Origin of the sequence: Streptomyces sp. NPDC004609 (genome assembly GCF_042873655.1) — a bacterium.
Taxonomy (GTDB): domain Bacteria; phylum Actinomycetota; class Actinomycetes; order Streptomycetales; family Streptomycetaceae; genus Streptomyces.
The window spans coordinates 1-25,933 of sequence record NZ_JBIALS010000047.1 but is presented as its reverse complement, the minus strand read 5'-3'; the positions used below and the strand labels follow the sequence as shown (position 1 = coordinate 25,933).

At 72.2% G+C, this 25,933-nt stretch carries 23 protein-coding genes and 1 pseudogene; 5 read left to right on the top strand and 19 right to left on the bottom strand.

What is annotated here, in order from left to right; genetic code table 11:
* Positions 1–4 precede the first annotated feature (4 nt).
* A complete protein-coding gene (gene bldD / locus ACFYT4_RS32215) occupies positions 5–505 on the top strand; it encodes a transcriptional regulator BldD (RefSeq protein WP_389277094.1) in 501 nt (166 codons plus the stop codon).
* Between the two features lie 1,849 nt (positions 506–2,354).
* Here the strand turns inward: bldD and nusB are convergent.
* From nusB to ACFYT4_RS32140, 15 genes are all read right to left on the bottom strand, one after another.
* The gene (nusB, locus tag ACFYT4_RS32210) at positions 2,355–2,789 is read right to left on the bottom strand and encodes a transcription antitermination factor NusB (protein WP_389277091.1); all 435 of its coding nucleotides are present in this window, start codon (positions 2,787–2,789) and stop codon (positions 2,355–2,357) included.
* Between the two features lie 2 nt (positions 2,790–2,791).
* Positions 2,792–3,358 carry an elongation factor P gene (gene efp / locus ACFYT4_RS32205; protein ID WP_389277088.1) on the bottom strand — a complete coding sequence of 189 codons (567 nt, stop codon included), beginning with the start codon at positions 3,356–3,358 and terminating at the stop codon, positions 2,792–2,794.
* A 55-nt stretch (positions 3,359–3,413) separates the two neighbouring features.
* Positions 3,414–4,520 carry an aminopeptidase P family protein gene (locus tag ACFYT4_RS32200; protein ID WP_389277085.1) on the bottom strand — a complete coding sequence of 369 codons (1,107 nt, stop codon included), beginning with the start codon at positions 4,518–4,520 and terminating at the stop codon, positions 3,414–3,416.
* A 149-nt stretch (positions 4,521–4,669) separates the two neighbouring features.
* On the bottom strand, positions 4,670–5,623 hold the full coding sequence (locus tag ACFYT4_RS32195) for an AAA family ATPase (RefSeq protein WP_389277151.1): 954 nt from the start codon (positions 5,621–5,623) through the stop codon (positions 4,670–4,672).
* Between the two features lie 848 nt (positions 5,624–6,471).
* On the bottom strand, positions 6,472–6,912 hold the full coding sequence (aroQ, locus tag ACFYT4_RS32190) for a type II 3-dehydroquinate dehydratase (protein ID WP_389277082.1): 441 nt from the start codon (positions 6,910–6,912) through the stop codon (positions 6,472–6,474).
* Positions 6,909–8,009 (bottom strand): 3-dehydroquinate synthase, encoded by a 1,101-nt coding sequence (gene aroB, locus ACFYT4_RS32185; protein ID WP_389277079.1) that lies wholly within the window; start codon positions 8,007–8,009, stop codon positions 6,909–6,911. The genes aroQ and aroB overlap by 4 nt, the downstream gene beginning before the upstream one ends.
* Positions 8,006–8,488 carry a shikimate kinase gene (locus tag ACFYT4_RS32180; RefSeq protein ID WP_389277148.1) on the bottom strand — a complete coding sequence of 161 codons (483 nt, stop codon included), beginning with the start codon at positions 8,486–8,488 and terminating at the stop codon, positions 8,006–8,008. The genes aroB and ACFYT4_RS32180 overlap by 4 nt, the downstream gene beginning before the upstream one ends.
* 29 nt (positions 8,489–8,517) lie before the next feature.
* Positions 8,518–9,702, bottom strand: coding sequence for a chorismate synthase (aroC, locus tag ACFYT4_RS32175; protein ID WP_389277076.1), 1,185 nt, complete (start codon positions 9,700–9,702; stop codon positions 8,518–8,520).
* A 149-nt stretch (positions 9,703–9,851) separates the two neighbouring features.
* On the bottom strand, positions 9,852–10,217 hold the full coding sequence (locus ACFYT4_RS32170; RefSeq protein ID WP_389277073.1) for a hypothetical protein: 366 nt from the start codon (positions 10,215–10,217) through the stop codon (positions 9,852–9,854).
* Positions 10,218–10,495: 278 nt separating this feature from the next.
* Positions 10,496–11,326, bottom strand: a complete 831-nt coding sequence (locus ACFYT4_RS32165; protein WP_389277070.1) for a shikimate dehydrogenase — start codon at positions 11,324–11,326, stop codon at positions 10,496–10,498.
* Positions 11,323–13,065, bottom strand: a complete 1,743-nt coding sequence (gene mltG / locus ACFYT4_RS32160; RefSeq protein ID WP_389277067.1) for an endolytic transglycosylase MltG — start codon at positions 13,063–13,065, stop codon at positions 11,323–11,325. The genes ACFYT4_RS32165 and mltG overlap by 4 nt, the downstream gene beginning before the upstream one ends.
* Before the next feature lie 105 nt (positions 13,066–13,170).
* Positions 13,171–13,635, bottom strand: coding sequence for a Holliday junction resolvase RuvX (gene ruvX, locus ACFYT4_RS32155; RefSeq protein ID WP_389277064.1), 465 nt, complete (start codon positions 13,633–13,635; stop codon positions 13,171–13,173).
* Positions 13,632–16,301, bottom strand: coding sequence for an alanine--tRNA ligase (alaS, locus tag ACFYT4_RS32150; protein ID WP_389277061.1), 2,670 nt, complete (start codon positions 16,299–16,301; stop codon positions 13,632–13,634). The genes ruvX and alaS overlap by 4 nt, the downstream gene beginning before the upstream one ends.
* Positions 16,301–16,654, bottom strand: coding sequence for a DUF6167 family protein (locus ACFYT4_RS32145; protein WP_389277058.1), 354 nt, complete (start codon positions 16,652–16,654; stop codon positions 16,301–16,303). Before ACFYT4_RS32145 ends, alaS begins: the two co-directional genes overlap by 1 nt.
* Positions 16,655–16,659: 5 nt before the next feature.
* A complete protein-coding gene (locus ACFYT4_RS32140) occupies positions 16,660–17,112 on the bottom strand; it encodes a DUF948 domain-containing protein (protein ID WP_389277055.1) in 453 nt (150 codons plus the stop codon).
* 209 nt (positions 17,113–17,321) lie between these two features.
* Here ACFYT4_RS32140 and ACFYT4_RS32135 point away from each other — a divergent pair, with 209 nt between their 5' ends.
* A complete protein-coding gene (locus ACFYT4_RS32135) occupies positions 17,322–19,508 on the top strand; it encodes an ATP-binding protein (protein WP_389277052.1) in 2,187 nt (728 codons plus the stop codon).
* 45 nt (positions 19,509–19,553) lie between these two features.
* Here ACFYT4_RS32135 and rpsD read toward each other — a convergent pair whose 3' ends face one another.
* A complete protein-coding gene (rpsD, locus tag ACFYT4_RS32130) occupies positions 19,554–20,168 on the bottom strand; it encodes a 30S ribosomal protein S4 (protein WP_389277049.1) in 615 nt (204 codons plus the stop codon).
* A 191-nt stretch (positions 20,169–20,359) separates the two neighbouring features.
* Between rpsD and ACFYT4_RS32125 the strand changes: the two genes are divergently transcribed.
* The gene (locus tag ACFYT4_RS32125; protein ID WP_389277145.1) at positions 20,360–21,070 is read left to right on the top strand and encodes a DUF2470 domain-containing protein; all 711 of its coding nucleotides are present in this window, start codon (positions 20,360–20,362) and stop codon (positions 21,068–21,070) included.
* Positions 21,071–21,662: 592 nt separating this feature from the next.
* Here ACFYT4_RS32125 and ACFYT4_RS32120 read toward each other — a convergent pair.
* On the bottom strand, positions 21,663–23,024 hold the full coding sequence (locus ACFYT4_RS32120; protein ID WP_389277046.1) for a replication-associated recombination protein A: 1,362 nt from the start codon (positions 23,022–23,024) through the stop codon (positions 21,663–21,665).
* A gap of 182 nt (positions 23,025–23,206) precedes the next feature.
* The gene (locus tag ACFYT4_RS32115; protein WP_389277043.1) at positions 23,207–23,842 is read right to left on the bottom strand and encodes a vitamin K epoxide reductase family protein; all 636 of its coding nucleotides are present in this window, start codon (positions 23,840–23,842) and stop codon (positions 23,207–23,209) included.
* 137 nt (positions 23,843–23,979) lie between these two features.
* Here ACFYT4_RS32115 and ACFYT4_RS32110 point away from each other — a divergent pair.
* Positions 23,980–24,552 (top strand): annotated as a pseudogene (locus tag ACFYT4_RS32110) (ABC transporter ATP-binding protein); the annotation flags it as partial.
* Between the two features lie 49 nt (positions 24,553–24,601).
* Here the strand turns inward: ACFYT4_RS32110 and ACFYT4_RS32105 are convergent.
* Positions 24,602–25,579 (bottom strand): recombinase family protein, encoded by a 978-nt coding sequence (locus ACFYT4_RS32105; protein ID WP_389277040.1) that lies wholly within the window; start codon positions 25,577–25,579, stop codon positions 24,602–24,604.
* A 150-nt stretch (positions 25,580–25,729) separates the two neighbouring features.
* Here ACFYT4_RS32105 and ACFYT4_RS32100 point away from each other — a divergent pair.
* The coding region (locus tag ACFYT4_RS32100; RefSeq protein WP_389277037.1) for a hypothetical protein at positions 25,730–25,933 on the top strand (204 nt) is incomplete at its 3' end.

The window sequence follows — 25,933 nt, the reverse complement described above, 5'->3', positions numbered from 1 at the left end:
CTATATGTCCAGCGAATACGCAAAGCAGCTCGGGGCCAAGCTCCGCGCCATCCGCACACAGCAGGGGCTGTCCCTCCACGGCGTGGAAGAGAAGTCACAGGGCCGCTGGAAGGCCGTCGTCGTCGGGTCGTACGAGCGCGGGGACCGCGCCGTGACCGTGCAGCGGCTGGCCGAGCTGGCGGACTTCTACGGCGTTCCGGTGCAGGAGCTGCTGCCCGGCACGACGCCGGGCGGGGCCGCCGAGCCGCCGCCGAAGCTCGTGCTGGATCTGGAGCGGCTGGCCCATGTGCCGGCCGAGAAGGCGGGGCCGCTCCAGCGGTACGCCGCGACGATCCAGTCCCAGCGCGGCGACTACAACGGCAAGGTGCTGTCGATCCGCCAGGACGACCTGCGCACCCTCGCCGTCATCTATGACCAGTCGCCGTCCGTCCTCACCGAGCAGCTGATCAGCTGGGGCGTGCTGGACGCGGACGCGCGGCGCGCGGTCACCCACGAGGACGGCTGACTCCGCCCCTTCCAGGAGAAACGTCACATCCCAGGGGCGGCGCGGTCCGGCGCCGCCCCTGAGTGCGTACGGACGGGTGTGGCCGCGCTCTTGTCCGCGCCGCCGCCCCAGGTGTCCGTTGCCGCTGCTCCGGGTGCCCGTGCCGCCGCCTCGGCGCGCCCTCGGTCCTTCCGGTGCCGTACGGGCCGCTCTGCCCGGATCCCGGGCCACGACGGGCGGAGAGCGCCGCCTCGCCCGCGCCGGCCCGGGATGTGCGCCTCGGGCCGCTCCGGTCGGCTCCGGGCCCGCGGCGGGCGCCTCCCGGCCTCTGCCGCGATCGACGACACAGGCGCGGCTCGGGCCATCCGCGGCCGGGCGCCGAACTTCAGTACGTCCGGCGTCCGAGGACCGGGAGGGGGCCGACGAGACCCAGCGCGCGGGCAGGGACGCGCCGACGTTCCACGACGCGGACGAGCCGGGCACACCCTCGGATCCCCCGTGCGGAGAGATCGAATTCGGACAACTCCCGCCCCGTCCGTCTCAGAGGCCTCAGGTATCAGCCACCGATACGGGTGTCCCTATGGCGGAGCGCCCCACGCCCACCCGTCTGCGCCGCGTCGGAGCGCCACCGGAATCGATCACACCGTGTGCGTACGAGGGCGCCGGGACGGCCACGAGCACGGTGCCGTCGGTGTTCGCCGCGGTGATGTCCCGGGCCCGCGCGCCGCGGTCACAGGATCCCGTCGGCACGACCACGGGCCTCAGCCCGGCGTGCCCGGACGGCGTTGTGGAGGGCGGCGTGCGTGGTGCCCGGCAGCACGGGGCGAGCGCGGGGCGTGCTTGTGCGGTCGGCTCGCGAGCGGACAGCCTCTGTACCGCCGCCGGTGAAGATCCCCCACGGCGTACGGGCAGCAGCCGCGCACCGGCCACCTGATCGTTCCCCGGGACGGCCTCCCCGGCGAAGACCATCGTGCCCAGGCCGTCGCCCCCGGCGGGCCGGGCGGCGGCCGAATCGTCCACTCCGGCAGGCCCGGAGTCGTACGCATATGCCATCGTGCGGCCCCGCGAACAGGTGGATCAGACGCCCGTAGCACGTCGAAACGGGCGAGGAGCCGTAGTGCACGGTGACTCCGCGTGGTCGCCCGGTCCGGCAGCGCCGTGCAGGCGTTCGAGCTGCTCCTCGGTGAGCCGTCAGCCGCTACCGGCCGGGAATGCCGCTCCTGCTTGCGTCGGCCCCCGCCGTCAGGGGCGCCACGGCCCCGAGAGCAGGATGACCGCGCCCAGGACGACGGCCGCTCGGACACCACCCCGGCGCGTTCGCCGGAGTCGGCCGCGAATGCGGTGAGGAGCGCCGCAGACGGCTTCCGGAAGGGCACACCGACGGCGGACGGCAGGAGGGCACGGCGGCATCGGGGGCGGACCCGCCGGTCGGGTCCGGTCGGGGCGGCGAACACCGTGGCGAAGTGGAACGGCACGGCGACCGCGCCCGCCCAGGGTGGCACGGGCCCCAACGGTGGCCGGTCCGGTCCGAGGGGCCGTTGGTCCACAGGTTGAGCGGAACGTCCCGCACCTTGGACAGCATGACGAGCAGCTCGCCGGGCCCGGCAGCGGCGCCGAGCCTCCCGGTCCAGGACCGGGAACAGGAACAGGAACAGAGCGGCAGCACTCCGGACACGGCGCCGCAGGTGCCGGTGGCGGAGGAGCCGGTGGCGGAGGAGCCCGGTCGTGGCCGATGCGGGCCCCCGGCCGACGGGGGTCGGGTTCCGGACAGACGCGGAAACGCAGGCCCCGGACAGGCACCGGGCCCGGGGCGGAGGACTGTCCGTCTTCCACCCCGGGCCCGGTCACACCGGTGGAGGTCCGTCCGCCGTCAGGCGCTTTCGCGGCGCAGCGACGGCTTCAGCTCCTTGAAGCGGCCCAGCAGACCGTTCACGAACGACGGCGACTCGTCGGTGGAGAACTCCTTGGCGAGCTGCACCGCTTCGTCGATCGCGACCGCGTCCGGGGTCTCGTCCACCCACACCAGTTCGTACGCACCGAGGCGGACGATGTTCCGGTCGACGACCGGCATCCGGTCCAGGTCCCAGTCGACCGCGTAGGTGACGATCAGGTCGTCGATGCGCTCCGCGAAGTCGGCGTACCCCTCGACCAGCGTCATCGTGTACTCGTTGACCGGGGGCTGCCGGTCGTCGGTCCGTGCATGCCGGATCCAGTCGGCGAGGACGTGTCGCACGGACGTGCCGCGCTGGTCGGCCTCGAAGAGGATCTGGAAGGCACGCTTACGGGCCTTGCTGCGAGCGGCCACGGTTAGCTGTTCACCCGGCTGAGGTAGTCGCCGGAGCGGGTGTCGACCTTGATCTTCTCACCCGTGGTGATGAAGAGCGGGACCTGGACCTCGTAGCCGGTCTCCAGCTTGGCGGGCTTGGTGCCACCGGTGGAGCGGTCGCCCTGGACTCCGGGCTCGGTCTCCGCGATGACCAGCTCCACGGCGGCGGGCAGCTCGACGTAGAGCACGCTGCCCTCGTGGGTGGCGACGGTGGCCTCGAAGCCCTCGATGAGGAAGTTCGCGGCGTCACCGACGGCCTTGCGGTCGACGTGCAGCTGGTCGTAGGTCTGCATGTCCATGAAGACGAAGTAGTCGCCGTCCATGTACGAGAACTGCATGTCGCGCCGGTCGACGGTGGCCGTCTCGACCTTCACGCCGGCGTTGAACGTCTTGTCGACGATCTTTCCGGAGAGCACGTTCTTGAGCTTGGTGCGCACAAAGGCCGGGCCCTTGCCGGGCTTGACGTGCTGGAACTCGACGACGGACCAGAGCTGGTCGTTGTCGAGCTTGAGCACCATGCCGTTCTTGAGGTCGTTCGTGGAAGCCACGGTTGCGGAATCTCCTGGACTGACGTGGACGACCGGGGGCTACGGCGGTGCGCGCTCAGAGCGCGAGCAGCTCCTTGGTCGTGATGGTGAGTAGCTCGGGTCCGCCGTCCGCCTCCTGGCGGACGACGAGCGTGTCATCGATCCGGACCCCGCCCCGGCCCGGAAGGTGGACCCCCGGTTCGACGGTGACCGGCACGCAGGCGTCCAGTTTACCCATGGCGGCGGGCGCCAACTGCGGGTCCTCGTCGATTTCGAGGCCCACACCGTGCCCGGTGAGCGGTGCGAGGCCCTCTCCGTGGCCCGCGCCGTCCAGGATCTGGCGGGCCGCCCGGTCCACGTCACGGTACGCCACACCCGGCACAAGGGCCTCCCGCGCGGCCCGCTGAGCGGCGAAGACCAGGTCGTACAGCTCGATCTGCCAGTCCGCCGGGGTCGTGCCGATGACAAAGGTACGGCCGATCTCGCAGCGGTAGCCGCGGTAGTCCGCGCCGACGCAGACGGTCAGGAAGTCGCCCTCCTCGACCCGGCGGTCGGTGGGGCGGTGACCCCGGCGGCCGGAGTTCGCCCCGGTGGCCACGGAGGTGGCGAAGGCGGGCCCGTCGGCTCCGTGGTCGACCAGCCGCCGCTCCAGCTCCAGCGCGAGATGGCGCTCGGTGCGGCCCACCAGGATCGACTCCAGCAGCTCCCCGAGGGCCTGGTCCGTGATCTCCGCCGCGATCCGCAGCGAGGCGATCTCCTCCTCGTCCTTGACGATCCGCTGCTGTTCGACGGCGAGCCCGAGGTCGGCCAGGCGCAGCCCGGGCGCGACGGAACGCATCGCCCGGTGGCGTGCGACGGTCAGGTGGTGCTCCTCGACGGCGAGCGCCTCGATTCCCGCGCGCCGCGCCGCTTCGGCGGCTGCGACCGCGGGGTCCCCCGCCGGGGCCGTCAGGCTGCTGAGCCGCACCAGCGCGTCGGGGCGTCCTCCGGCGAAGTCGCCGCCGGGATTGCCGGGGCAGAGCAGTACGTCCTCGTCCGGACCGAGCAGCAGTACGGCCTGCGGGGGCGCGCCGCCCGCGAGATAGCGCACATTCGCGGGCCGCGAGACGAGGGCCCCTCCGCTTCCGGCGCTCGCGCACCGCTCCCGCAGCCGGTCACGGCGGAGTCCAAACACCTCTGACATGCCCCGAGCGTACGAGTGAATCCGCAATCCGGCCCGGTCAGCGCGTCCGACCGGGGGCGGCGGCCACCGGCGGCCGGTCGGGAGGCGGGCGACCGGTGGCGGGGTCCGGGCCGGGGTCGGGGTCCATGCGGAGGCCCGGCCGGGGGACGCTACCAGGACGGCGGGCTCGCGATGGACCGGGCGAGGACGTCGTCGAGAACGCGGGCGGTCGTCTCCACGTCGTACTTCGAGTTGTCGATGATCGGCAGCCCCGAGCCGTACCAGCCCGCCATCCGGCCGTGGATGGCGGCCACCTCCTCGTCGGACAGCCGGCGGTTGCCGCTGCGCTCGGCGTTGCGCTCCAGGACGGCCTCCAGGCCGGGCAGCAGGACCACGGGGAGCAGCCCGGGTCCCACATGGCGCTTCCAGCCGCCGAGGCCGACGACGGGGCGGTCGGGGAAGACCGCGTCGTCGAGGATGCACGAGATGCCGTTGGCCAGGAAGTTGCGCGCGGCGAAGCCGCAGGTGCGGCGGGCCAGCCGGTACTGGGCCTCGGAGTGCTCGTTCCACCCGGCCTGGGGGTCGGCGAAACCGGAGCAGACCCATTCGCGGACGTCGTCCAGGCTGATGTGCGCGGTGGGCACCCGGCGCCGGGTGGCCCAGTGCCGGGCGACGGTCGTCTTGCCCGCGCCCGCCGGGCCGATCAGCAGGACGGCGAGGGTGGCCGCGCCGGTACCGCTGTCGGCGGGCGGCGGGGCGGGGAGCGCCACCGGGCCGCCGGGCGGCAGCTGCACATGGCCCGTGGTGTCCCGGGGCGGCGCCGCCGAGGGGTGCCGGGGCCCGGCCGGGGTCCAGCCGGGTGCGGGGTGGTGGCCGTTGCCGGGGTGACCTCCGCCGGGGGCCGGGCCGACGCCCGGGGGGCCGGCGGGGGCGGGAGGCACGGGCGGTGGTACGGACGGCGGACCGGCCGGTCCACCGGACCCCTGCGACGGACCCGGGCGCCCCGGTACGGGGGGCGGCCCGGAGGCGGCGGGGCGCTGCCCGGCGCCCGGGTGCCCCGGTGCGGACGGACCGCCGGACCCGGCGGGGAACCACCCCGGCGGTGCGGGCGCGTGCCCCGGCATGCGCGGGTGCACTGGTGGCGGTCCTCCGGGCCGCACGGGCTCGGAGCCCGCTGCCCGGCCGCGCACCTGCTCCGGGACCGCCTGATCCGTCGCCGGGGTCCGGCCGGGGTGCAGGGGCGCGCCGGAGGACGCGGCGGCCGATCGCGGTGGACCCGCGGAGGAGGGACCCGCGGGCGACGGACCGGACGGCGGGAGGGCCGGAGCGGGACCGGCGGCGGACGACCGCCCCGGAGGGAAGGGCTCCGGGGGCGGACCGGCGGAGGGCGGGCCGTCCGGCGAGTGGCCGGACCCGGACGGGCCGGGCACCTGGCCCGGATGTACGGGCCCACCGGGTCCACCAGGGTGACCGGGCGGTGGCCCGGAGGAGGCCGCGCGGGGCATCCCGGAGGACATCGGCGGTCGCCGCGTACCAAACGACCGGTCGCCCGGGGCCCCGGCGGAACCCGCGGCGGACGGCCCCGGGCGCGCCAGGGTGCCGTCCGGGGACCCCGGCGCTACGGACCCCGGGGAGCCGGAGTCCGGCAGCGGCCCCGGCCCGCCGCCGGGCCGCGAAGGCGCGCCGGAGCGCGGGTCGTTCGGTATCCACGTGGTGGTCGGGGGCCGGCCCGGCCCATGGGGAGGCGGCAGCGGAGCCCCCACTGCGTGCTGCATCCGGTGCCACTCCGTCTCGTACGACTGACGCTGGTCGGGCGGCAGGTCATCTGCCATTGCCACGGAACGGTACCCCCAGGGTTCGCCGCCAAGCTCTCCTCCCGCCGGCCGGCAACCGGACAACGACCGGGGGTCGCCCCAAGTGCCCTGCTCAGCCGGTCGGTTCGGCCGGCAGTGCGAGACAGCCCACAACGCGGTCAGGCGGCCAGTTCCTCCGCCAGCGCGCGCAGCGCGAGCCGGTAGGAGCCGATACCGAAGCCCGCGATCGTGCCGCTGGCCACCGCGGCGACCACCGAGGTGTGCCGGAATACCTCTCGGGCGTGGGGATTTGAGATGTGCACCTCGATCAGCGGCGCCGTGAGCTGCGCCGCCGCGTCCCGCATCCCGTACGAGTAGTGCGTGAACGCCCCGGGGTTGAGCACGACGGGAATCGACGCGTCCGCGGCCTCGTGCAGCCAGCGGATCATCTCGCCCTCGTCGTTCGTCTCCCGTACCTCGACGTCGAAGCCCAGCTCCTTGCCGAGTGCCCGGCACGTCTCCACCAGCCCGGCATAGGAGGTCGCGCCGTAGACATCCGGCTCGCGGGAGCCGAGTCGGCCCAGGTTGGGGCCGTTCAGCACCAGCACCGGCCGGCTCACGACGACACCGCCGCGATCTCGGAGTACGCGGCGAGCAGGACGGCCGGGTCGGGCCCCTCCAGCACGGTCGGCTTGGCCAGGCCGTCGAGCACGATGAACCGCAGCAGATTGCCGCGGGACTTCTTGTCGACCTTCATCGTCTCCAGCAGCTTCGGCCACTGGTCGCCGCGGTAGGTCAGCGGCAGTCCGACGGACTCCAGGACGGCCCGGTGCCGGTCGGCGGTCGCGTCGTCGAGCCGGCCCGCGAGCCGGCCCAGCTCCGCGGCGAAGACCATGCCGACGGAGACGGCCGCGCCGTGCCGCCACTTGTAGCGCTCGTTCTTCTCGATGGCGTGGGCGAGGGTGTGCCCGTAGTTGAGGATCTCGCGCCGGCCGGACTCTTTGAGATCGCCGGAGACGACCTCGGCCTTGACCCGGATGGACCGCTCGATCAGCTCGGCGGTGTGTGGTCCCCCGGGCGTCCGCGCCCCCTGCGGGTCTGCCTCCACCAGGTCGAGGATCACCGGGTCGGCGATGAAGCCCGCCTTGATGATCTCGGCCAGGCCGCTGACGTAGTCGTTGACCGGCAGCGAGTCGAGCGCGGCCAGATCGCAGAGCACGCCCGCGGGCGGATGGAAGGCGCCGACCAGGTTCTTGCCCTCGGCGGTGTTGATGCCGGTCTTGCCGCCGACGGCGGCGTCCACCATGCCGAGCACGGTCGTCGGTACGGCGATCCAGCGCACCCCGCGCAGCCAGGTCGCGGCGACGAAGCCCGCGAGATCGGTGGTCGCCCCGCCGCCGACGCCCACGATGACGTCGGTACGGGTGAAGCCGGTCTGCCCGAGCGCCTTCCAGCAGTACGCGGCGACCTCGGCGGTCTTGGACTCCTCGGCGTTGGGCAGCTGGACGGCGATGGCCTCGTACCCCTGGGCCGCGAGGTCCTCGCGGATCGCCTCGCCGGTCCCGGCGAGCGCCTCCGGGTGAAGGACGGCCACCCTCCGGGCACCGCCGATCAGCCCGGGAAGCTCACCGAGGAGCTGTCGGCCCACCAGGACCTCGTACGGCTCGGTGCCCTCCGTACCGCCGACCTGGATACGGGTCAGGGACTGCTCGGTCATACGTCCTTCAGCTCCAAAGCGTCGAGGACCGCCTGGGCGACCTCGTCCGGGGTGCGTTCGTCGGTGGCCACGACCACGCGGGCCACCTCGGTGTACAGATGGCGGCGGGCGTCCATCAGCTCACGCCACTGGCGGCGCGGGTTGACCGCGAGCAGCGGCCGGGCCTGGCCGAGGCCGGTGCGCCGCACCGCCTCCTCCAGCTCCAGCGAGAGATAGACGACGGGCAGCCCGGCGAGCAGGGCCCGTGTCGACTCGTCGAGGATCGCGCCGCCGCCGAGGGCCAGTACGCCGGTGTGCCCGGCGACGGCCGCCCGTACGGCGGCCCGCTCCAGTTCCCGGAAGCGGGGCTCGCCCTCGTCGACGAAGATGTCCGAGATCTCGCGCCCCTGGGCGGCGACGATGTCGGCGTCGGTGTCCCGGTACCCCACGCCGAGCCGCTGGGCCAGCAGTTCACCGACGGTGGACTTGCCGGAGCCCATGGGCCCGACGAGGACGATCAGCGGGGCGCTCACCGGATGTGGAGATGGTCGAGGTAGGAACGGACATTGCGGCGGGTCTCCTGGACGCTGTCGCCGCCGAACTTCTCCGCGACCGCGTCCGCGAGCACCAGGGCGACCATCGCCTCGGCGACGATGCCGGCCGCCGGGACCGCGGCCACGTCCGAGCGCTGGTGGTGGGCCGCGGCGGCCTCGCCGGTGGTGATGTCGACGGTGGCCAGTGCCTTGGGCACGGTCGCGATCGGCTTCATGGCGGCGCGGACCCGCAGCAGCTCACCGGTGGACATGCCGCCCTCGGTGCCGCCGGAGCGGCCGGAGGTGCGGCGCAGCCCCTCGGGCGTGGAGACGATCTCGTCGTGGGCCTGCGAGCCGGGCACCCGCGCCAGCTCGAACCCGTCGCCCAGCTCCACCCCCTTGATGGCCTGGATGCCCATCAGCGCGCCCGCGAGCCGGGCGTCGAGCCGCCGGTCCCAGTGGACGTGCGAACCGAGTCCGACCGGCACGCCGTACGCCAGCACCTCGACGACACCGCCGAGGGTGTCGCCGTCCTTGTGGGCCTGGTCGATCTCCGCGACCATCGCCTTGCTCGCGTCCGCGTCCAGACAGCGCACGGGGTCGGCGTCGAGCCGCTCGACATCGGCCGGGGTCGGGTACACGCCCTTGGGGGCCTTGGCACCGCCGAACTCGACGACGTGGGAGACGATCTCGACGCCGGTCGTCTCCTTGAGGTAGGAGCGGGCGACGGCGCCGAGCGCGACCCTCGCGGCGGTCTCCCGGGCGCTGGCGCGCTCCAGGACCGGCCGGGCCTCGTCGAGTCCGTACTTCTGCATCCCGGCGAGGTCCGCGTGACCGGGCCGGGGCCGGGTCAGCGGGGCGTTGCGGGCGAGGGAGGCCAGTTCGGCGGGGTCGACGGGGTCGGCCGCCATGACCTTCTCCCACTTGGGCCACTCGCTGTTGCCCACCATGACGGCGACCGGCGAGCCCATGGTCAGCCCGTGCCGTACACCGCCGATGAAGGTGATCTCGTCCTGCTCGAACTTCATGCGCGCGCCGCGCCCATAACCGAGGCGTCGCCTGGCGAGGTGGTCCGCCACCATCTCCGTGGTGACCGGGACACCGGCGGGAAGACCCTCCAGCGTCGCCACCAGTGCGGGTCCGTGCGATTCCCCCGCCGTCAGCCAACGCAACCTGCTCAACGGTGCTCCTCATGCTCGCGCCTGGAACTGCGACAGCGCGGCCGGGTGCGCGGCCCTGGCCCGCCTCCCTCGATCCTCCCACGTCCCCGGGTGTGGCCCTCTCGGCGGTCCAGCAGTCGGACGGCCCCGGACACCCGTGGGCGGCGGGATCAGCCCGCTCCGCCGTCGCGCCGGTTCCCCGGGGCGTACGAACCGAGGAAGTCGGCGCCGCTCGGCCCCTGCGGCCGTCCCGGGTGCTGTCCACCGGGCTGCCCCTGCGGCCCGGGTGCGCCGGCCGGGGCCTGTGGCGCGTACGGCCCCAGGGTGTCGGCGCCGCTGCCGGTGGCGGCGGGGGCCGGCGCGGTCCGGGCTGCGCGGCGCCGGGCGAGCCGGTTCCTGAGAGAGCTGATCCAGCCCCACACGACCAGTGCGAGGACCAGGCACAGCAGGGGGATCTCCAGCCAGTCGGGCAGAAAGACGGTGAGACCGTCGAAGACCTTCGCGACGACCCCCGCCTGCGGCTGACCCGTGCTCATCGAACCCGCCCCCACAACCATCGTGACCTCCCGGCCGCATCACCCAGGGAATCGCATCACCCAGGGAACGCGGAGGATCCCAGTGCGGAGACCGGAAAGGTTTGCCGGTGAGCCTGCGGCGTCCGGTGCGGTGCAGCGCGAGGCGGAGGTCCGCAGCTCGTACGCGCCGTACTCGCGCGGTCCGACAACGCAGGGGGCACCACCCGTGCCCGCAGGGCTACGAGGGGAGACGTGCCGTGCCGGGCGTCGCAGGCCGGTGAACGTTCCCGGTCACCGCACTAGCGTTCGGCGAGCGCCCGTTCGCCCGCGTTCCGCATGGCGGCGAGCGGTGCGGGCGCGCGGCCCGTCATCTGCTCGACCTGGAGCACGGCCTGGTGGACGAGGAGGTCGAGTCCGCCGACGACGGCGCCCCCGCGTGCGGACCAGCCTGCCGCGAGCGGGGTGGGCCACGGCTCGTACAGGACGTCGAACAGGGTGCCGGGCCGTGCGGGCACCGCGTCCACGAGGAAGTCGGTGGCTCCGGCCGGAGTGGTCGCGACGACCAGCGGCGCGCGCAGGGCCTCCGCGGCGTCCGCCCAGTCGGCGGTCCGCACCTCGACGCCGAGCCGCTCGCCCCAGCCGCGCATCTCAGACGCCCGCGCCGCACCGCGTACGTACGCGGTGACCGGGCCCGCGCAGATCCGTGCGAGCGCGGCGAGCGCGGAGGCGGCCGTCGCACCCGCGCCCAGCACGGCGGCCGAGTCGACCTTGTCGACGCCCCTCTCCCGCAGCGCGGCGATCATGCCGGGGACATCGGTGTTGTCCCCGATGCGGCGGCCGTCTTCCGTGAAGAGGACGGTGTTCACCGCTTCCACCGAGGACGCGGTGGCGGTGATGGTGTCGAGCAGCGGGATGATCGCCCGCTTGAGGGGCATGGTCAGCGAGAGGCCGGCCCAGGTGCCGTCCAGTTTCCCGACGAAGCCGGGCAGGGCGGCCTCGTCCACCTCGAAGCGGTCGTACGACCAGTCGGTCAGGCCCAGCTCCGCATAGGCGGCGCGGTGCAGTACGGGAGAGAGGGAGTGGGCGATCGGCGATCCGAGGACCGCCGCGCGCCGCCGGGTGCTGCTCACTGGCCGGAGTTCTCCTGCTGTTCCTGGTACTTCCTGCGGTTGCTTTCGTGCTCCTCGTTCGTCTCCGCGAAGAGCGTCTCGTCCTCGGTGATCGACACGAAGTAGTACCAGGGGCCGGGCGTCGGGTCGAGCGCCGAGTTGAACGCGGTCAGCCCCGGGTTGCCGATCGGGCCGGGCGGCAGCCCCTTGATGGAGTACGTGTTGTACGGGTCCTTGATGCTCCGCAGCGAGTCGACGCTGCCGATGTCCAGCGTGCTCTGGTTCTTGATGTAGTTGACGGTCGAGTCGAACTCCAGCCGTCCGACCGTCTCGGTGTTCTCGGGCTGCAGACGGTTGTAGACGACACGCGAGACCTTGTCGAAGTCCTGCTTGAACTTGCCCTCGGCCTGGACGAGACTCGCGACGGTCAGCAACTCAAGCGGCGACTTCAGGCCAAGCCGTTCGGCCTCCGCCTGGAGATCCTGCTTGCCGAATTCCTCGTTCGCGCGGGCGACCATCTTCCGCAGGACGGCCTCGGGCTTCATGCCCTTGGCGACCGGGTAGCTCGCCGGGAACAGGAACCCTTCCAGGGGGTCCTTGATCTCCCGGTTGCCGCCGGCCCACGAGGGCAGCCCGAGGGACTTCGCCTGGGTCTGAGCGACCTTCTTGGTGGAGCCCGCCTTCAGTCCGAGGCGCTTGTCGATCTGGGCGTAGACGAAGGAGTTCCGCTTGCCCTCGGGGATGATCATGACGTTGCGGCTCTTGGGGTCGAGCATCGACTTCACCGCGTTGGCCCCGGACATCTCCTTGGCCAGCAGGTAGACGCCGTCCTGGATGCCCTTGGCGCGCTCGTCCTTGTTGGCCGCCGAGACGAAAGCCCCGGCGCTCTTGACCACGCCCTGCTTCTTCAGGATGCTGCCGATCTCCAGCAGGCCGGCGCCCTTGGGGATCTCGACGGTGACGGAGCCGCTGCCCGCGCCGGAGTAGTCCTCGGCCGCGCCGAATCTGCCCTTCAGGAACTGGTAGCCGACGTACCCGGCGCCGCCGAGCCCGCCGACGAGCACCAGCGACACGACCAGGCAGGCGCAGCCGTTGCGGCTCTTCTTCTTGCCCTTGCCCCGGCGCTCGCCCCCGCCCGCGCCGCCTCCCCGGCGGCGGGGCTCACGGCTCTCCCCGGGGGCGTCATCGCGCGTAGCGTCGTCGTCGAGACCGTTGTCGGTGAAGAAGGCGTGCTTCTCCTCCTCCGGGGCCTCGGCGTCCCAGGAGGTGTGGCCGGCCTCCGGTCCGGCGTGGCGGCGGCCCGGGGGCTGCGGCGGCGGGTACGCCTCGGGCGTCGCGTAGTGGTCGTCCGCCTGCCCGCCCGGGTAGCCGGTGCCGGGCTGGCCGCCGAGGGGGTCGGCGGGGGTGCCGGTGTACGGCATGCCCGCCTGCCCGCCGGTGTCCCAGGCGCCGGCGTAGGGGTCCGCGGTGCCGTACTGCTGCTGGTCGCCGCCGTAGGTGTGCTGATCGGCGGCGTACTGCTGCTGTCCGTCGTAGCCCTGCCGGCCGTACTGCTGCTGATACGGGTCCTGGGCGCCGTAGGGCTGCTGCGGCTCCTGGGGCTGCTGCGAGTACGGCTGCTGGGGGTACTGCTGCTGCGCCTGTCCGTCGTAGGGAACTTGACCGGAAACAGCCTGTTGCCCGTCCCATCCCTGATCGCCGTACAAAGGGTCATCGGAATGCCACGGTTCGGAGCCGGGGCTCCGGCCATAATCAGTCATCGATTCCCCTAGGGCCGCGAGGCGGACGAGGTACCGTTCCGCCTCATTTCTGTGGGGCAGCTGTTCGAACACCGCCACATCGCGCGGAACGTTACCGTATCGCGATCAGACAATCCCTTCGACGCCCTCGCCCGGGGGCGTGCCTGACGCCCGTTCGGACTCCAGAGCGTTCTGGAGGATCACCACGGCGGCGGCCTGATCGATGACCGAACGGCCTTTTCTGGCCGTCACTCCCGAGGCCCTCAGGCCCTGACTGGCCGTCACTGTGGACATTCTCTCGTCGACCAGCCGGACGGGTGTCGGGGTGACGGTGCGGGCGAGCATCCGGGCGAACGTGCGGATCTTGGCGGCGGCCGGGCCTTCCCCGCCGCTGAGCGAGCGGGGCAGTCCGACGACGACCTCGATCGGCTCGTACTCCTCGACCAGTTGCTTCAGCCTGCGGTGGGCGGCCTGGACGTCGCGTCCCGGCACGGTCTCCACCGGGGTGGCGAGGACCCCGTCGGGGTCGCACGAGGCGACCCCGATCCGGGCGTCCCCGACATCGATCGCGAGACGGCGTCCGCGCCTCACGAGGTCTCGGCCACCAGTCGCTCGACCGCGGTGACGGCCTCATCGACGGCGTCCGGGTTCTGCCCGCCGCCCTGGGCCACGTCCGGCTTGCCGCCACCGCCGCCGCCGAGCGTCTTGGCGGCGGTACGGACCAGGTCACCGGCCTTGAGCCCGCGCTCACGGGCGGCCTCGTTGGTGGCGATGACGGTCAGCGGGCGGTCGTTCGCCACCGTGAAGAGGGCGACGACGGCCGGGCGGTCACCGGGGATACGGCCGCGGACGTCGAGGACCAGCTTGCGCAGGTCGTCGGCGGTGGTCCCGTCCGGCACCCGTCCGGTGACCAGGGCGACACCCCGTACGTCTCTCGCGCCCTCGGCGAGCCCCGCGGCGGCGGCCAGCACCTTCTCGGCACGGAACCGCTCGATCTCCTTCTCGGCGTCCTTCAGCTTGGCGAGCATGCCGGAGATCTTCTCCGGAAGCTCCTCGGGACGGCCCTTGACCAGCTCCTGGAGCTGGGCGACGACCGTGTGCTCCCGGGCGAGGAAGTGGTACGCGTCCACGCCGACCAGGGCCTCGATCCGGCGCACGCCCGAGCCGATCGACGACTCGCCGAGCAGCTTCACCAGGCCGAGGTGGGCGGTGTTGTGCACATGGGTGCCACCGCACAGCTCCTTGGAGAAGTCGCCGATGGTCACCACCCGGACCCGCTCGCCGTACTTCTCGCCGAATTCGGCGATGGCGCCCTGCTTCCTGGCCTCGTCGATGCTCATGACCTCGGCCTGGACGTCGAGTTCCCGGGCGAGCACCTCGTTGATCTTCTGCTCGACGTCCGTGAGCACCGTGCCCGGTACGGCGGACGGCGAACCGAAGTCGAAGCGGAAGCGCCCGGGAGAGTTCTCCGAACCAGCCTGGGCGGCGGTGGGGCCGAGGGCGTCCCGCAGCGCCTGGTGGGTGAGATGGGTGGCGCTGTGGGCGCGGGCGATGGCCCGGCGGCGGGGCACGTCGATGGCGGCGTGGGCACCGGCCCCGACGGTGACCTCGCCGACCTGCACCGATCCCTTGTGCACGAAGACACCGGGAACGGGCTGCTGGACATCGCGCACCTCGATGACCGCACCGGAGTCCAGCCGGATACGGCCCTGGTCGGCGAGCTGGCCGCCGCCCTCGGCGTAGAAGGGGGTCCGGTCGAGCACGACCTCGACCTCGTCGCCCTCCACGGCGGCGGGCGAGGGCACGCCGTCGACGAGCAGGCCGACGACGGTCGCCTCGCCCTCGTTGGCGACGTAACCGGTGAACTCGGTGGCTCCGGAGGTGTCGGCGACCGAGCGGTAGGCGGAGAGATCGGCGTGCCCGGTCTTCTTGGCCCGGGCATCGGCCTTGGCCCGGTCCCGCTGCTCCTTCATGAGCCGCCGGAAGCCGTCCTCGTCCACGGACAGGCCCTGCTCGGCGGCCATCTCCAGAGTGAGGTCGATCGGGAAGCCCCAGGTGTCGTGGAGCAGGAACGCCTTGTCACCGGAGAGCACGGTCGACCCGGCGTCCCTGGCCTCGCTCACGGCGCCGTCGAGCACGTTCGTACCGGCGTTGAGCGTCTTGAGGAACCGGGCCTCCTCCGCGAGGGCCACGGTCTCGATCCGGCTGCGGTCGGTGATCAGCTCCGGGTACTGCTGCCCCATGGTCGTGATGACCGTGTCGGCGAGCTCGGCGACGACCGGGCCGGTGGCGCCGAGGAGGCGCATGTTGCGGATGGCACGGCGCATGATGCGGCGCAGCACATAGCCGCGGCCCTCGTTGCCGGGGGTGACACCGTCACCGATCAGCATCACGGAGGTACGGATGTGGTCGGCGACCACGCGCAGCGCGACGTCGGTGCCGTGGTCGGCGCCGTAGCGCACCCCGGTCAGCTCGGTGGCCCTGTCCATGACGACCCGCAGGGTGTCGGTCTCGTACATGTTGTGCACGCCCTGGAGGATCATGGCGAGACGTTCGAGGCCGAGGCCGGTGTCGATGTTCTTCGAGGGCAGGTCCCCGAGGATGGGGAAGTCCTCCTTGCCCTCGCCGGCGCCGCGCTCGTACTGCATGAAGACCAGATTCCAGATCTCCACATAGCGCTCGTCGTTGACGGCCGGGCCGCCCTCCTCGCCGAACTCCGGGCCGCGGTCGTAGTTGATCTCGGAGCAGGGACCGCAGGGGCCGGGGACGCCCATCGACCAGAAGTTGGGGCCCATGCCCAGACGCTGGATGCGCTCGGCGGGCACGCCGACGACGTCGCGCCAGATCTGCTCGGCCTCGTCGTCCTCCTTGTAGACCGTGATCCACAGCCGCTCGGGGTCCAGGCCGTAGCCGCCCTGGTCCTGGGGGCTGGTCAGCAGCTCCCAGGCGTAGGTGATGGCGCCTTCCTTGAAGTAGTCCCCGAAGGAGAAGTTGCCGCACATCTGGAAGAAGGTGCCGTGCCGGGTGGTCTTGCCGACCTCCTCGATGTCCGGGGTGCGGACGCACTTCTGCACGCTGGTGACACGCGGGGCGGGCGGCTTGGTCTCGCCGAGGAAGTACGGCTTGAAGGGGACCATGCCCGCGTTGATCAGCAGCAGAGTCGGGTCGTCCGCGATGAGCGACGCCGAAGGCACGACGGTGTGCCCGCGCTCCTCGAAGAAGCTCAGCCAGCGGCGGCGGATTTCAGCCGACTCCATCAGTGGTCCTCATTCCGGTCGTACGGGTTGTCGGGGTTGTCGGGGTGGTCGGGGCGCGTCGCGGGGGCGCCGGCGGCCCGGCCGATAGCGGGGCGGCGGCGCTGTGCGGGCAGCTCGGGGTCGGGCGGGGCGTTCACTCCGAGTGCCTCACCCAACTCCTCCTCGCGCTGGATCATTCCGGCCCGGACGTCGAGTGCGAAGTCCTTGAGCCGGTGACCTGCGTCGACGGCCTTGTTCGCGGCCTGTGCCGCCAGGCTCTCGGGGGTGAGCTGCTGGATCTTGCGGTGGACCTTGGTGGTGGCCCAGACGCCGGCTGCGGCGCCTGCGGTGAACCAGAACGTGCGGCGGAACATGTGCGTCAGCCCTTCCTGCCCCACCGGCCGCGTCCGGTCCGGGCGGGCGCCACGGTACGGCCGACGATCACCGTGCGGTCGGACCGCTCGCGGGCGGGCGCCGTCGTCCCGTCGGACCTGCGCCCCATCGCCCTGCGCACGCCGTAGCCGAAGGCCGCGACCTTGACCAGCGGGCCGCCGAAGGTGGAGGCCACCGTGGTGGAGAGCGCGGAGGCGTTGGAGGTGACCTCCTGGACGTCCGTCGCGATGGCGTCGACCCGGTCGAGCTGGGTCTGCGCGGAGCGGACCGTCGCGGACGCGTCCGCGAGCAGCGGCACCGCCTGCTCGGTCACCTCCGTCACCAGCCGGGTGGTCGCCCTGAGCGTCTGGGCCAGCCTCGCCAGCACCACGGCGAGGAAGGAGACCAGAATCGCCCAGAAGACGGCCACCAGGATCCCGGCAACCTCTCCACCGGTCACGCTGCACCGCTCTCTGCTCGACGCTTGATCGTCTTGATCGTCTTGATCGTCTTGATCGTCTTGTTGAGTCTTCGGGGAAACCCCGGAAATCGTCCCTCCGACCCTATCGCGCCCGTGGTCGCCTCCCCTACCGCATTCCCCCCGGGAAGGCCAGGACGGCTTCCGGATGATTGTACGGACCGGATACGCGCCGGTACGCTGCGTGTCCCATGTGGCGCACCCATCGCGACAGCCCGTCCTCCGATGCCCCTCCCCACTCCTCCCCCGCCGTCCGGGGCGCTCTCCCGGCCGGACCGGGCCGGTTCGTGGGCCGTACCGGTGAGCTGGCGGACCTCACCCGGCTTCTCGACGCCTCCCGGCTGGTCACGGTCTCCGGGGCGGGCGGCGTGGGCAAGTCCCGGCTGGCCGCGGAGGGCGCGAGCGCTCTGCAGAATCGGTACGCCGACGGTGTCCGGCTGGTCGAGCTGGGGACGGTCCGCGACCCCGGGCTGCTGGACCACACCCTCGCCGAGGCGCTGGGGATCACCGACCAGACCACCCGGCCGCCCCGCGACGTCCTGCTCGGCCGTCTCGCCGGGCGGCGGCTGCTACTGGTCCTGGACGGTGTCGAGCAGTTCACCGACGCCTGCGCCGCCCTCGTACGCGATCTGCTGCGCGGGGCGCCCGGGCTCCGTGTGCTCGCGGTGGGCCGCAGACCGCTGGGCATCGAGGGGGAGGCGGTTCTCACGCTGGCGCCCCTGTCGGAGTCCGACGCCGTCGAGTTCTTCGCCGATCGCGCGGCCCTGGCGCTGCCGGGCTTCCGGCCGGCCGACGCGGACCGCGCCGCCGTGCGGGAGCTGTGTCTGCGGCTCGACGGGATTCCGCTCGCGCTGGAGCTGGCCGCCCGGCGGCTGCCCGCACTCTCGGTCGAACAGGTGCTGGAGCGGCTGGACGACCGGTTCCGGCTGCTCACCGGCGACGGGCGGGGGGCGCCGCCCCGCCATCGGACCCTGCGCACGGCGATCGGCTGGAGCCATGAGCTGTGCACCCCGGAGGAACGGCTGCTGTGGGCGCGGCTCTCCGTGTTCGCCGGCCCGTTCGATCCGGAGGCCGTCGAGTATGTGTGCAGCGGCCCCGATCTGCCCGCCGACCGGGTCCCGGACGTGGTGGCCGGACTGCTCGCCCAGTCCGTGATCATCCGTGAGGAGACCCCGGCGGGGGTGCGCTACCGGATGCTGGACACCCTGCGCGCCTACGGCGGGGAGTGGCTGGCGGCCCTGGGCGACACCCGACGGATGCGCAAGCGGCACCGCGACTGGTACATGGGCCTGGCGACCTGGTGCGAGCTGGACTGGTTCAGCCCCCGTCAGCCGGAGGTCGCGGCCTGTGCGGAGAGCGCGCTGCCGAATCTGCGGGCCGCCCTGGAACTGTGTCTGGAGAGCGAGGAGGACACCCGTCTGGGCCAGTATCTGGCGGGCACGCTCTGGTTCTGCTGGGTCGGCTGCGGCCGGCTCGCGGAGGGCCGGCTCTGGCTGGACCGCGCGCTCGCGAAGGGGGGCGAGCACGAGGAGGCACGGCTCAGGGCCCTGTGGGTCCTCGGCTATGTGGCGATCCTCCAGGGCGACGGGGCTGCCGCCGCGGGCGCGCTGCACGCGTGCCGTGAGGAGGCCGGTCGCGCGGGCAGCCCGGCGGCCGCGTACGCCGTCCACCGCCTGGGGTGTCTGGCGCTGCTCGCCGACGAGATGCCGCACGCGGAGGAGCTTCTGCGCGCCGCGCTGGACGCGTACCGGGAACTCGGCGAACTCAACAGCCATGTGCTGATGGGGCAGGTCGAACTGGCCATGTCACTGGTCTTCCAGGACCGGCTGCCGGAGGCCGTCGCCCTCTGCGAGGAGGTCCGGGAGATCTGCGAGGAGCACGGCGAGCTGTGGACCCGTGCGTACGCGCTGTATATCCTCGCCTACGCGGCCTGGACGGAGGGCGGGTTCGAGACGGCGCGTGAACTGCTGGCCGAGGCGATCGCGACCGGCCATCGCTTCCGCGACCTGGTCGGGCTGGTGCTGGCGATCGAGCTGCTGGCACTGGTGACCGCGGGTGAGGGCGATCCTGCGGAGGCGGCGGTGCTCCAGGGCGCCGCGGCCCCGCTCTGGGACGCGGTCGGTCCCCCGCTCTTCGGATCCGGCCACTTCGGAGCGCCGAGCGCCCTGGGCCGGCTGAGGGCGCGTGAGGCGCTGGGTCCGCAGCGGTACGTGGCGCTGGTACGGGAGGGGCGGGAGCTGTCGCCGGACGCGGCCGTGCGCCGGGCGCTCACCGGACCGGCCGGCCGTCCGGCCCCGTCGGCGGCGGACCCGGCCCCCGCACGGACGCGAGAGCCCGCCGGCTCCCCCACCGGAAAGGGCGGGGAGACGGCGGGCTGACACGCTCGGCCGCGCGTCGCGCCCGGACGGACCGGGCGCGGCGGATCAGCGGGCGTAGTACTCGACGACCAGCTGCTCGTCGCAGATCACGGGGACTTCCTTGCGCTGCGGGTCGCGGTCCAGGCGGAACGCCAGGGCCTTCAGGTTGACCTGCAGGTAGCGCGGGGTCTCGCCGTCGGCCGCGAAGCCGCCCTCACGCGCGACGTGGAACAGGGCCTTGTCGCGGGAGCGCTCGCGGACCATCACGACGTCGTCGGGGCGGACGCGGAAGGACGGCTTGTCGACCTTGCCGCCGTTGACCTCGATGTGGCCGTGGACGACCATCTGGCGGGCCTGGTAGATGGTGCGGGCGATGCCCGAACGCAGCACCAGGGCGTCGAGGCGGCGCTCCAGCTCGATGACCAGCGCCTCGCCGGTCTTGCCCTCGGCCTTGCGCGCGCGGTCGTAGGCGCGGACCATCTGGCGCTCGCTGATGTCGTACTGGGCGCGCAGACGCTGCTTCTCCAGCAGACGGACCTTGTAGTCCGAGTTCTGCTTGCGGCCGCGGCCGTGCTCACCCGGGGGGTACGGGCGGGCTTCGAAGTACTTGACGGCCTTCGGCGTCAGGGCGATGCCGAGCGCACGGGACTTCTTGACCTTGGGACGCGACTGGTTAGGCACGTTCTCCAGACCTCCGTTGTAGGTTAGGTTAGGCTCACCTTACTCAAGGAGATCGCATGTCTCGCCCTGGGAACACCAAACGCATCACGGACAGCACAGAGAACGTCGACGCTGCTCGCAAGAGCGCCGAGGCGACGGAGGTCCGATCAGCTCATGGTCAGCCGCGTCCCAGCGGGCTTGATATCGCGCGGATGCCGTCAGCAGCCGAGCGCACACGAACTCTCGTACAGAGTACATCCTCCGGGGTACTGCTGATTCCCGGCGTGGAGACCACCCGCCCGGAGCTGCTGGCTCCGCAGGCGCGGGTGGTGGGCCCGGACGGTGAGGTGTTCCTGCTCTTCCCCGCCGACTCCCCCGCCGTGCGCGCGGCCACCCACGCCCACGACGACGAGCTCTCGGCGCTGCTGGAGATCACGGACGTGGCGCCGGTGTCCGTTCCCCACCGTATCCGGGGGCGTGCCTGGGTCTCCGGCTGGCTCACCTGCGCCCCCGGGCTCGCCGAGCCGGGTGCCATGATGCTCCGGCTCGAAGTGGGCGAGCTGTGCGTGGACGATCTGTGGGGCGCGTCCGCCGTCGAGCCCGAGGACTTCGCCCGGGCCCCGGTCGATCCGCTCGTCGCGCACGAGGCCGAACTGCTCCAGCATCTGCACTCCGCGCACGGCGAACAGGTGCAGGAGCTGTGTGGGCTCCTCGGCGAGCGCGCGGACGGGGCCGCGGGGCCCGGTGGCGCGGCCCGCGGGCGGGGGCGGGCGGTCCCGCTGGCGCTGGACCGGTTCGGGCTGCGGGTGCGGTTCGTGGGCGACCGGTGCTTCGACGCGCGCTTCGACTTCCCGGCGCCGGTACGGGACGTCACGGAGCTGCGCCGCGCGATGCACACGCTGTTCGAGGCTGCGGCGCACTGATTTTTTTGTGGTTCGGTTCTCCCCCAGACTCCGTCCGGGGGGACCCCCACCGGGGGCCTTCAGTGGGTGTCGACGGTCGACCGTGCTCGACCGGTGGGCCGGGCGAAGGCCCTCCGGACAGTCACCGACGCGCGGCTTTTGCTTTGTGGCTCGGTTCCCCTCCGGGGGCCTTCAGTGTGCGTCGACGGTCGACCGTGCTCGACCGCTCGTTCCTCGCGGCCTCCGCGCGCTCTCCCTTTCGACACCCACGGCCCCCTTCGGCTCACTCACCAGGCACAAGGGGTGAAGGGAAAGGGTCCAGGCACTCGTCGGCTCACCCACCAGGCACATGGGGTGAAAGGGAGGGGGGCCCGGTCCCAGAGACGGAGGGCAGGCGCCTGGACGGCGTCCACGCCCCCCTCCGGGGCACCCGTCAGGCCCACGAGGTCACGGGAAAGGGCGGGCCCGGTCCCAGAGACGGAGGGCGTACACCTGGGCGGCGTTCACGGGTTGCTCCGGGGCACGCGTCGAGCCACATGGGGCTGTACGCGGCTTGCCGCCGGTGGGCTTCGCGCCGGGCGTCGTGGCGAGCCGTGCCGACCCGCCGGGGCGCTCAGTCGCCGGGGGAGCCGGGGCGTCCTAGCCGTTCGCGGACCCGCTCCACCACGTCCGCGTAGCGTGCTTCCGCCCCGTACCGGGTCGGCTCGTAGTACCGCTTGCCGTGGACGGCGTCCGGAGCGTACTGCTGGGCCGCGATACCGCCCGGCACGTCGTGCGGATAGACATAGCCCTGCGCGTGACCCAGCTTCGCCGCGCCCTTGTAGTGGCCGTCCCGCAGATGCGCGGGCACCGGGCCCGCGAGCCCGGCGCGCACATCCGCGAGGGCCGCGCCGATGGCCGTGGTCGCGGTGTTCGACTTCGGGGCGAGCGCCAGCGCGATCGTGGCGTGGCTGAGGGTCAGCGCGGCCTCCGGGAAGCCGATCATGGCCACCGCCTGGGCGGCGGCGACGGCGGTCGGCAGAGCCGTCGGATCGGCGAGGCCGATGTCCTCGCTCGCCGAGATCATCAGCCGGCGCGCGATGAACCGGGGGTCCTCCCCCGCCTCGATCATGCGGGCCAGATAGTGCAGGGCCGCGTCCACGTCGGAGCCCCGGATGGACTTGATCAGGGCACTCGCCACGTCGTAGTGCTGATCGCCGTCCCGGTCGTACTTCACCGCAGCGCGGTCGACCGTCTCCTCCAGGGTCGTCAGGGAGATCTCCTTCTCCCCCTTGTCGAGCGCCGCGCCCGCCGCGGCCTCCAGCGCGGTCAGGGCCCTGCGGGCGTCGCCGCCCGCGACCCGCAGCAGATGCGCCTCGGCGTCCCCGGGCAGGACGACGGCCCCGCCCAGCCCGCGCTCCTCGCCGAGCGCCCGGCGCAGCAGCCCCTTGAGGTCGTCGTCGGTGAGCGACTCCAGCGTCAGCAGCAGCGAGCGGGAGAGCAGCGGGGAGATCACCGAGAAGTACGGATTCTCCGTGGTCGCGGCGATCAGCGTCACCCAGCGGTTCTCCACGGCGGGCAGCAGCGAGTCCTGCTGGGCCTTGGAGAAGCGGTGGATCTCGTCGAGGAAAAGAACGGTCTCTTTGCCGAAACCGCCAGCGGCCCGGCGGGCGCCCTCGATGACCGCGCGGACCTCCTTGACTCCCGCGGTGATCGCGGACAGCTCCACGAAGCGCTTGTCGGTGGCCCGGGACACGACATAGGCGAGGGTGGTCTTACCGGTCCCGGGCGGCCCCCACAGGATCACCGAGGACGGCCCGGCCGGACCGCCGCTCTCCCCGACGAGCCGGCGCAGCGGCGAACCGGGCTTGAGCAGATGCTGCTGGCCCACGACTTCGTCCAGGGTGCGCGGACGCATCCGTACCGCCAGGGGGCTGCTGGACGGGTCCTTCTCCTGGCGTTCTTCGGCTGCGGCGGTAAAGAGGTCGGGCTCCACGCTGTGCAGCCTATGCCAGCGCACCGACAGCGCCCCCGGCCAGGCCGTTCGGCCCGGCGCGGGGGCGCAGGAGAGCGGGACGGGTGCGGTGGTGCGGCGACCCCGGCGGGCGCGGGGGCCGGCGGAACGCGATGGGCGCCGGGGGCGCGAGCTCGGCGGGGGGCCGGGCCGGGGCAGCCGCCTCAGCTGGTCCAGAAGTCCCACCAGCGGGTCAGAACGAGCATTCCGATGACACCGATCCACAGCACCGGCGGCATCCAGTGGAACTCCATGAGCCCCTTGCGCAGCCCCTCCGGCACCTTGATGATCCGGTGCTTGATGTTGTGCCCGGTGACGTAGCAGAACATCACGATCGTGGCGGCCCAGGCCAGCGAGCACCACAGGCACAGCGCGTTGATGTGGTAGAGCGACTGGTACATGAGCCACATGCAGAAGCCCACGCCGAACAGACAGCCCGCGTTCAGGCCCAGCCAGTACCACTTTTTGTAGCGGGCGCCCGCTAGCAGGCCGACGCCGATGGCGATCACCATCGAGTACGCCACCAGGCCCAGCATCGGATTGGGGAACCCGAAAACGGTCGCCTGGTCGCTCTTCATGATGTTGCCGCAGGAAACCACCGGATTGAGGCTGCACCCCGGGGTGAACGACGGGTCCTCCAGCAGCTTGAACTTGTCGATCGTGATGATCCACGCGGCCAGCAGCCCCGCCGCGCCCGTGATCATCAGCAGCCAGCCCAGCGACCGGCTGCCGCCGATCGCGTCCGTCGAGCCGTCGGTCTTCTCACCGGAGGACACGTCGTCCAGCGCTGCAGTCGTCATATCGCCGTTCCATCACTCGGTGGCCTGCTGGGGCACGGTCATTCTGCCGCACCTGTGACCCTGTCCACCGTTCGGTGGACATAAGGATGAACGCATGGTCGTACCGCGGGTCACACCCTGTGACCAGGCTTGTCGCCATGACAGAACTCGCGGTGAACGTGACGGGACTCCGTAAGCGCTACGGCGACGTGACGGCGGTTGACGACCTGGACCTGGGCATCCGCAGGGGCGAGGTCTTCGGGCTGCTCGGGCCGAACGGTGCCGGCAAGAGCACCACGGTGGAGATCCTCCAGGGCCATCGCACCCGTGACGCGGGCAGTGTGAGCGTCCTCGGCTCCGATCCGGCGACCGGAAATCGCCGGTGGCGGTCTCGAATCGGCATCGTCTGGCAGGATGAATCCGCGCCCGCCGAGTTGACGGTCCGTGAAACCGTCACCCATTTCGCGCGCTACTACCCCGCCCCCCGGGACCCAGAAGAGGTCATCGAGCTGGTCGGGCTCGGGCAGAAGGCGACCAGCCGGGTCAAGGCCCTCCCGGGCGGCCAGCGGCGGCGGCTCGATGTGGCACTGGGGGTGATCGGCGGCCCCGAGCTGCTGCTTCTCGACGAACCCACCACCGGATTCGACCCGGCCGCCCGCCGCCGGTTCTGGGAGCTGGTCCGCCGGCTCTCCGGGGAGGGCACCACCATCGTGCTGACCACGCACTATCTGGGCCCAGTTCTCGTATAGCTGCCGCCAAGTGGTGAGTAACAATGAGTAACTACACGGAGCTGCGGTCGCGCTGCTGAAGAGCGGCGAAGTCGTCGTGGGCCGCCTCGATGGCCTCGGGGTACGCGCGGGCCTTCTCGTGCTCGGCGAGCGCCCGGTAGATGCTGGCCACGGACGGGTGCTCGCCCTTGCGCTTGCCAGTGGGGATGATCAGGTCGGGCTGGATCTGCTCGACGGACTCGCCGAGGACTTTGCGCCGCAGCACGGTGTGCAGCATGTCGTCGGTGATGACCGGGGGCCGGCCGCCGTACTTGCCCTTGCGGGCCGCGGTGTCGAGCCCTTCCAGCGTTGACTCGCGGATGGTCTCCCGTTCGGTCTCCGCCATCGCCGCGAAGAAGCCGAACAGCAGCTTCCCCGGCCCGGTGGGGTCGTAGATGCCGGGCAGCGGTCCGGCGAGCATCTCCAGCACCAAGCCGTGCTCGGTCAGATGGTCCGCGAGGGCGGTGAGCTCGGCCGCGTCCCGTCCCAGCCGCTTCATCTCGTACACCGTGAACAGGACCCGGCAGTGCGGGGCGTGCGCCTTGATCTCCCGGGCGGTCTTCAGCGCCTCCTCGAAGGCGGGGCGGACCTTGATGCGGGTGCTGATCTTCTCGCTGAAGACCTTGTCCCTGTCGATGCCGTGCTTGGCGAGCGCGTCCAGCTGCGAGTCGAGTTCCTGCCCGAGGGTGGAGCAGCGGGCGTAGCCGATGCGGATGTCCGCGCTCGGCAGGTCCGGATCGACCGCGGCGGGCACCGGAGCCCCGGGCCGCCACGGCTGACCGGGCCCGCGGTCGGCCGGCGTCTGCACCCGCAACTCCTTCGCGAGCTTCGGCACCTTGGTGAAGCGGCCGGTGTGGTAGGCGCTGGCGACCGCGCCGGAGCGTGAGCGGCACGGCGAGCCGGGAGCCGCCTTGCACTTCGGGCACGGATGGCGTTCGACGAGATCGGCTTCCGACCCGGCAGGCGGGGAAGGCTCTTGAAGGTCCGTCATGACCCCGGAGTTTCGCACAACGCAAGTCGCAGAACCCCGCTCTTGCCGCTCTTGAGTGAGAACGGCTTCTGCGACCCGATCGCCTTTTGTGCGGTCTTCGCGTGCTCCTATTTAATCTTGCTCGGGCAAAGGAACGTTTGTGAGAGCTGCATGCCGGTTGACACGGGCAGTGTCGTCGAGCGCTTGGTGGGTCGTGGCGGCGCCCCATTCAGCTCGCGCTGCGGCGGCCCGGTGATTGCCTCGTTCTCCGCAGCCCCGACTAGACGAGTCATTCCGAATGATCAGTGGTCGTATGCGGTCAAGGATCGTGTGACGGGCTGGCGGGTCTTGTGGTTGTGCCAGATCGCGGCGGCC

Excerpts from the sequence above, each read along its gene's own strand:
- bldD (WP_389277094.1), top strand. The coding sequence starts at position 5 with ATGTCCAGCGAATACGCAAAGCAGCTCGGGGCCAAGCTCCGCGCCATC.
- ACFYT4_RS32200 (WP_389277085.1), bottom strand. The coding sequence starts at position 4,520 with ATGTCAGAGGTGTTTGGACTCCGCCGTGACCGGCTGCGGGAGCGGTGC.
- ACFYT4_RS32195 (WP_389277151.1), bottom strand. The coding sequence starts at position 5,623 with ATGCCGGGGCACGCGCCCGCACCGCCGGGGTGGTTCCCCGCCGGGTCC.
- aroB (WP_389277079.1), bottom strand. The coding sequence starts at position 8,009 with ATGACCGAGCAGTCCCTGACCCGTATCCAGGTCGGCGGTACGGAGGGC.
- ACFYT4_RS32180 (WP_389277148.1), bottom strand. The coding sequence starts at position 8,488 with ATGGGCTCCGGCAAGTCCACCGTCGGTGAACTGCTGGCCCAGCGGCTC.
- ACFYT4_RS32170 (WP_389277073.1), bottom strand. The coding sequence starts at position 10,217 with ATGAGCACGGGTCAGCCGCAGGCGGGGGTCGTCGCGAAGGTCTTCGAC.
- mltG (WP_389277067.1), bottom strand. The coding sequence starts at position 13,065 with ATGACTGATTATGGCCGGAGCCCCGGCTCCGAACCGTGGCATTCCGAT.
- alaS (WP_389277061.1), bottom strand. The coding sequence starts at position 16,301 with ATGGAGTCGGCTGAAATCCGCCGCCGCTGGCTGAGCTTCTTCGAGGAG.
- ACFYT4_RS32145 (WP_389277058.1), bottom strand. The coding sequence starts at position 16,654 with ATGTTCCGCCGCACGTTCTGGTTCACCGCAGGCGCCGCAGCCGGCGTC.
- ACFYT4_RS32135 (WP_389277052.1), top strand. The coding sequence starts at position 17,322 with ATGTGGCGCACCCATCGCGACAGCCCGTCCTCCGATGCCCCTCCCCAC.
- ACFYT4_RS32125 (WP_389277145.1), top strand. The coding sequence starts at position 20,360 with ATGCCGTCAGCAGCCGAGCGCACACGAACTCTCGTACAGAGTACATCC.
- ACFYT4_RS32115 (WP_389277043.1), bottom strand. The coding sequence starts at position 23,842 with ATGACGACTGCAGCGCTGGACGACGTGTCCTCCGGTGAGAAGACCGAC.
- ACFYT4_RS32105 (WP_389277040.1), bottom strand. The coding sequence starts at position 25,579 with ATGACGGACCTTCAAGAGCCTTCCCCGCCTGCCGGGTCGGAAGCCGAT.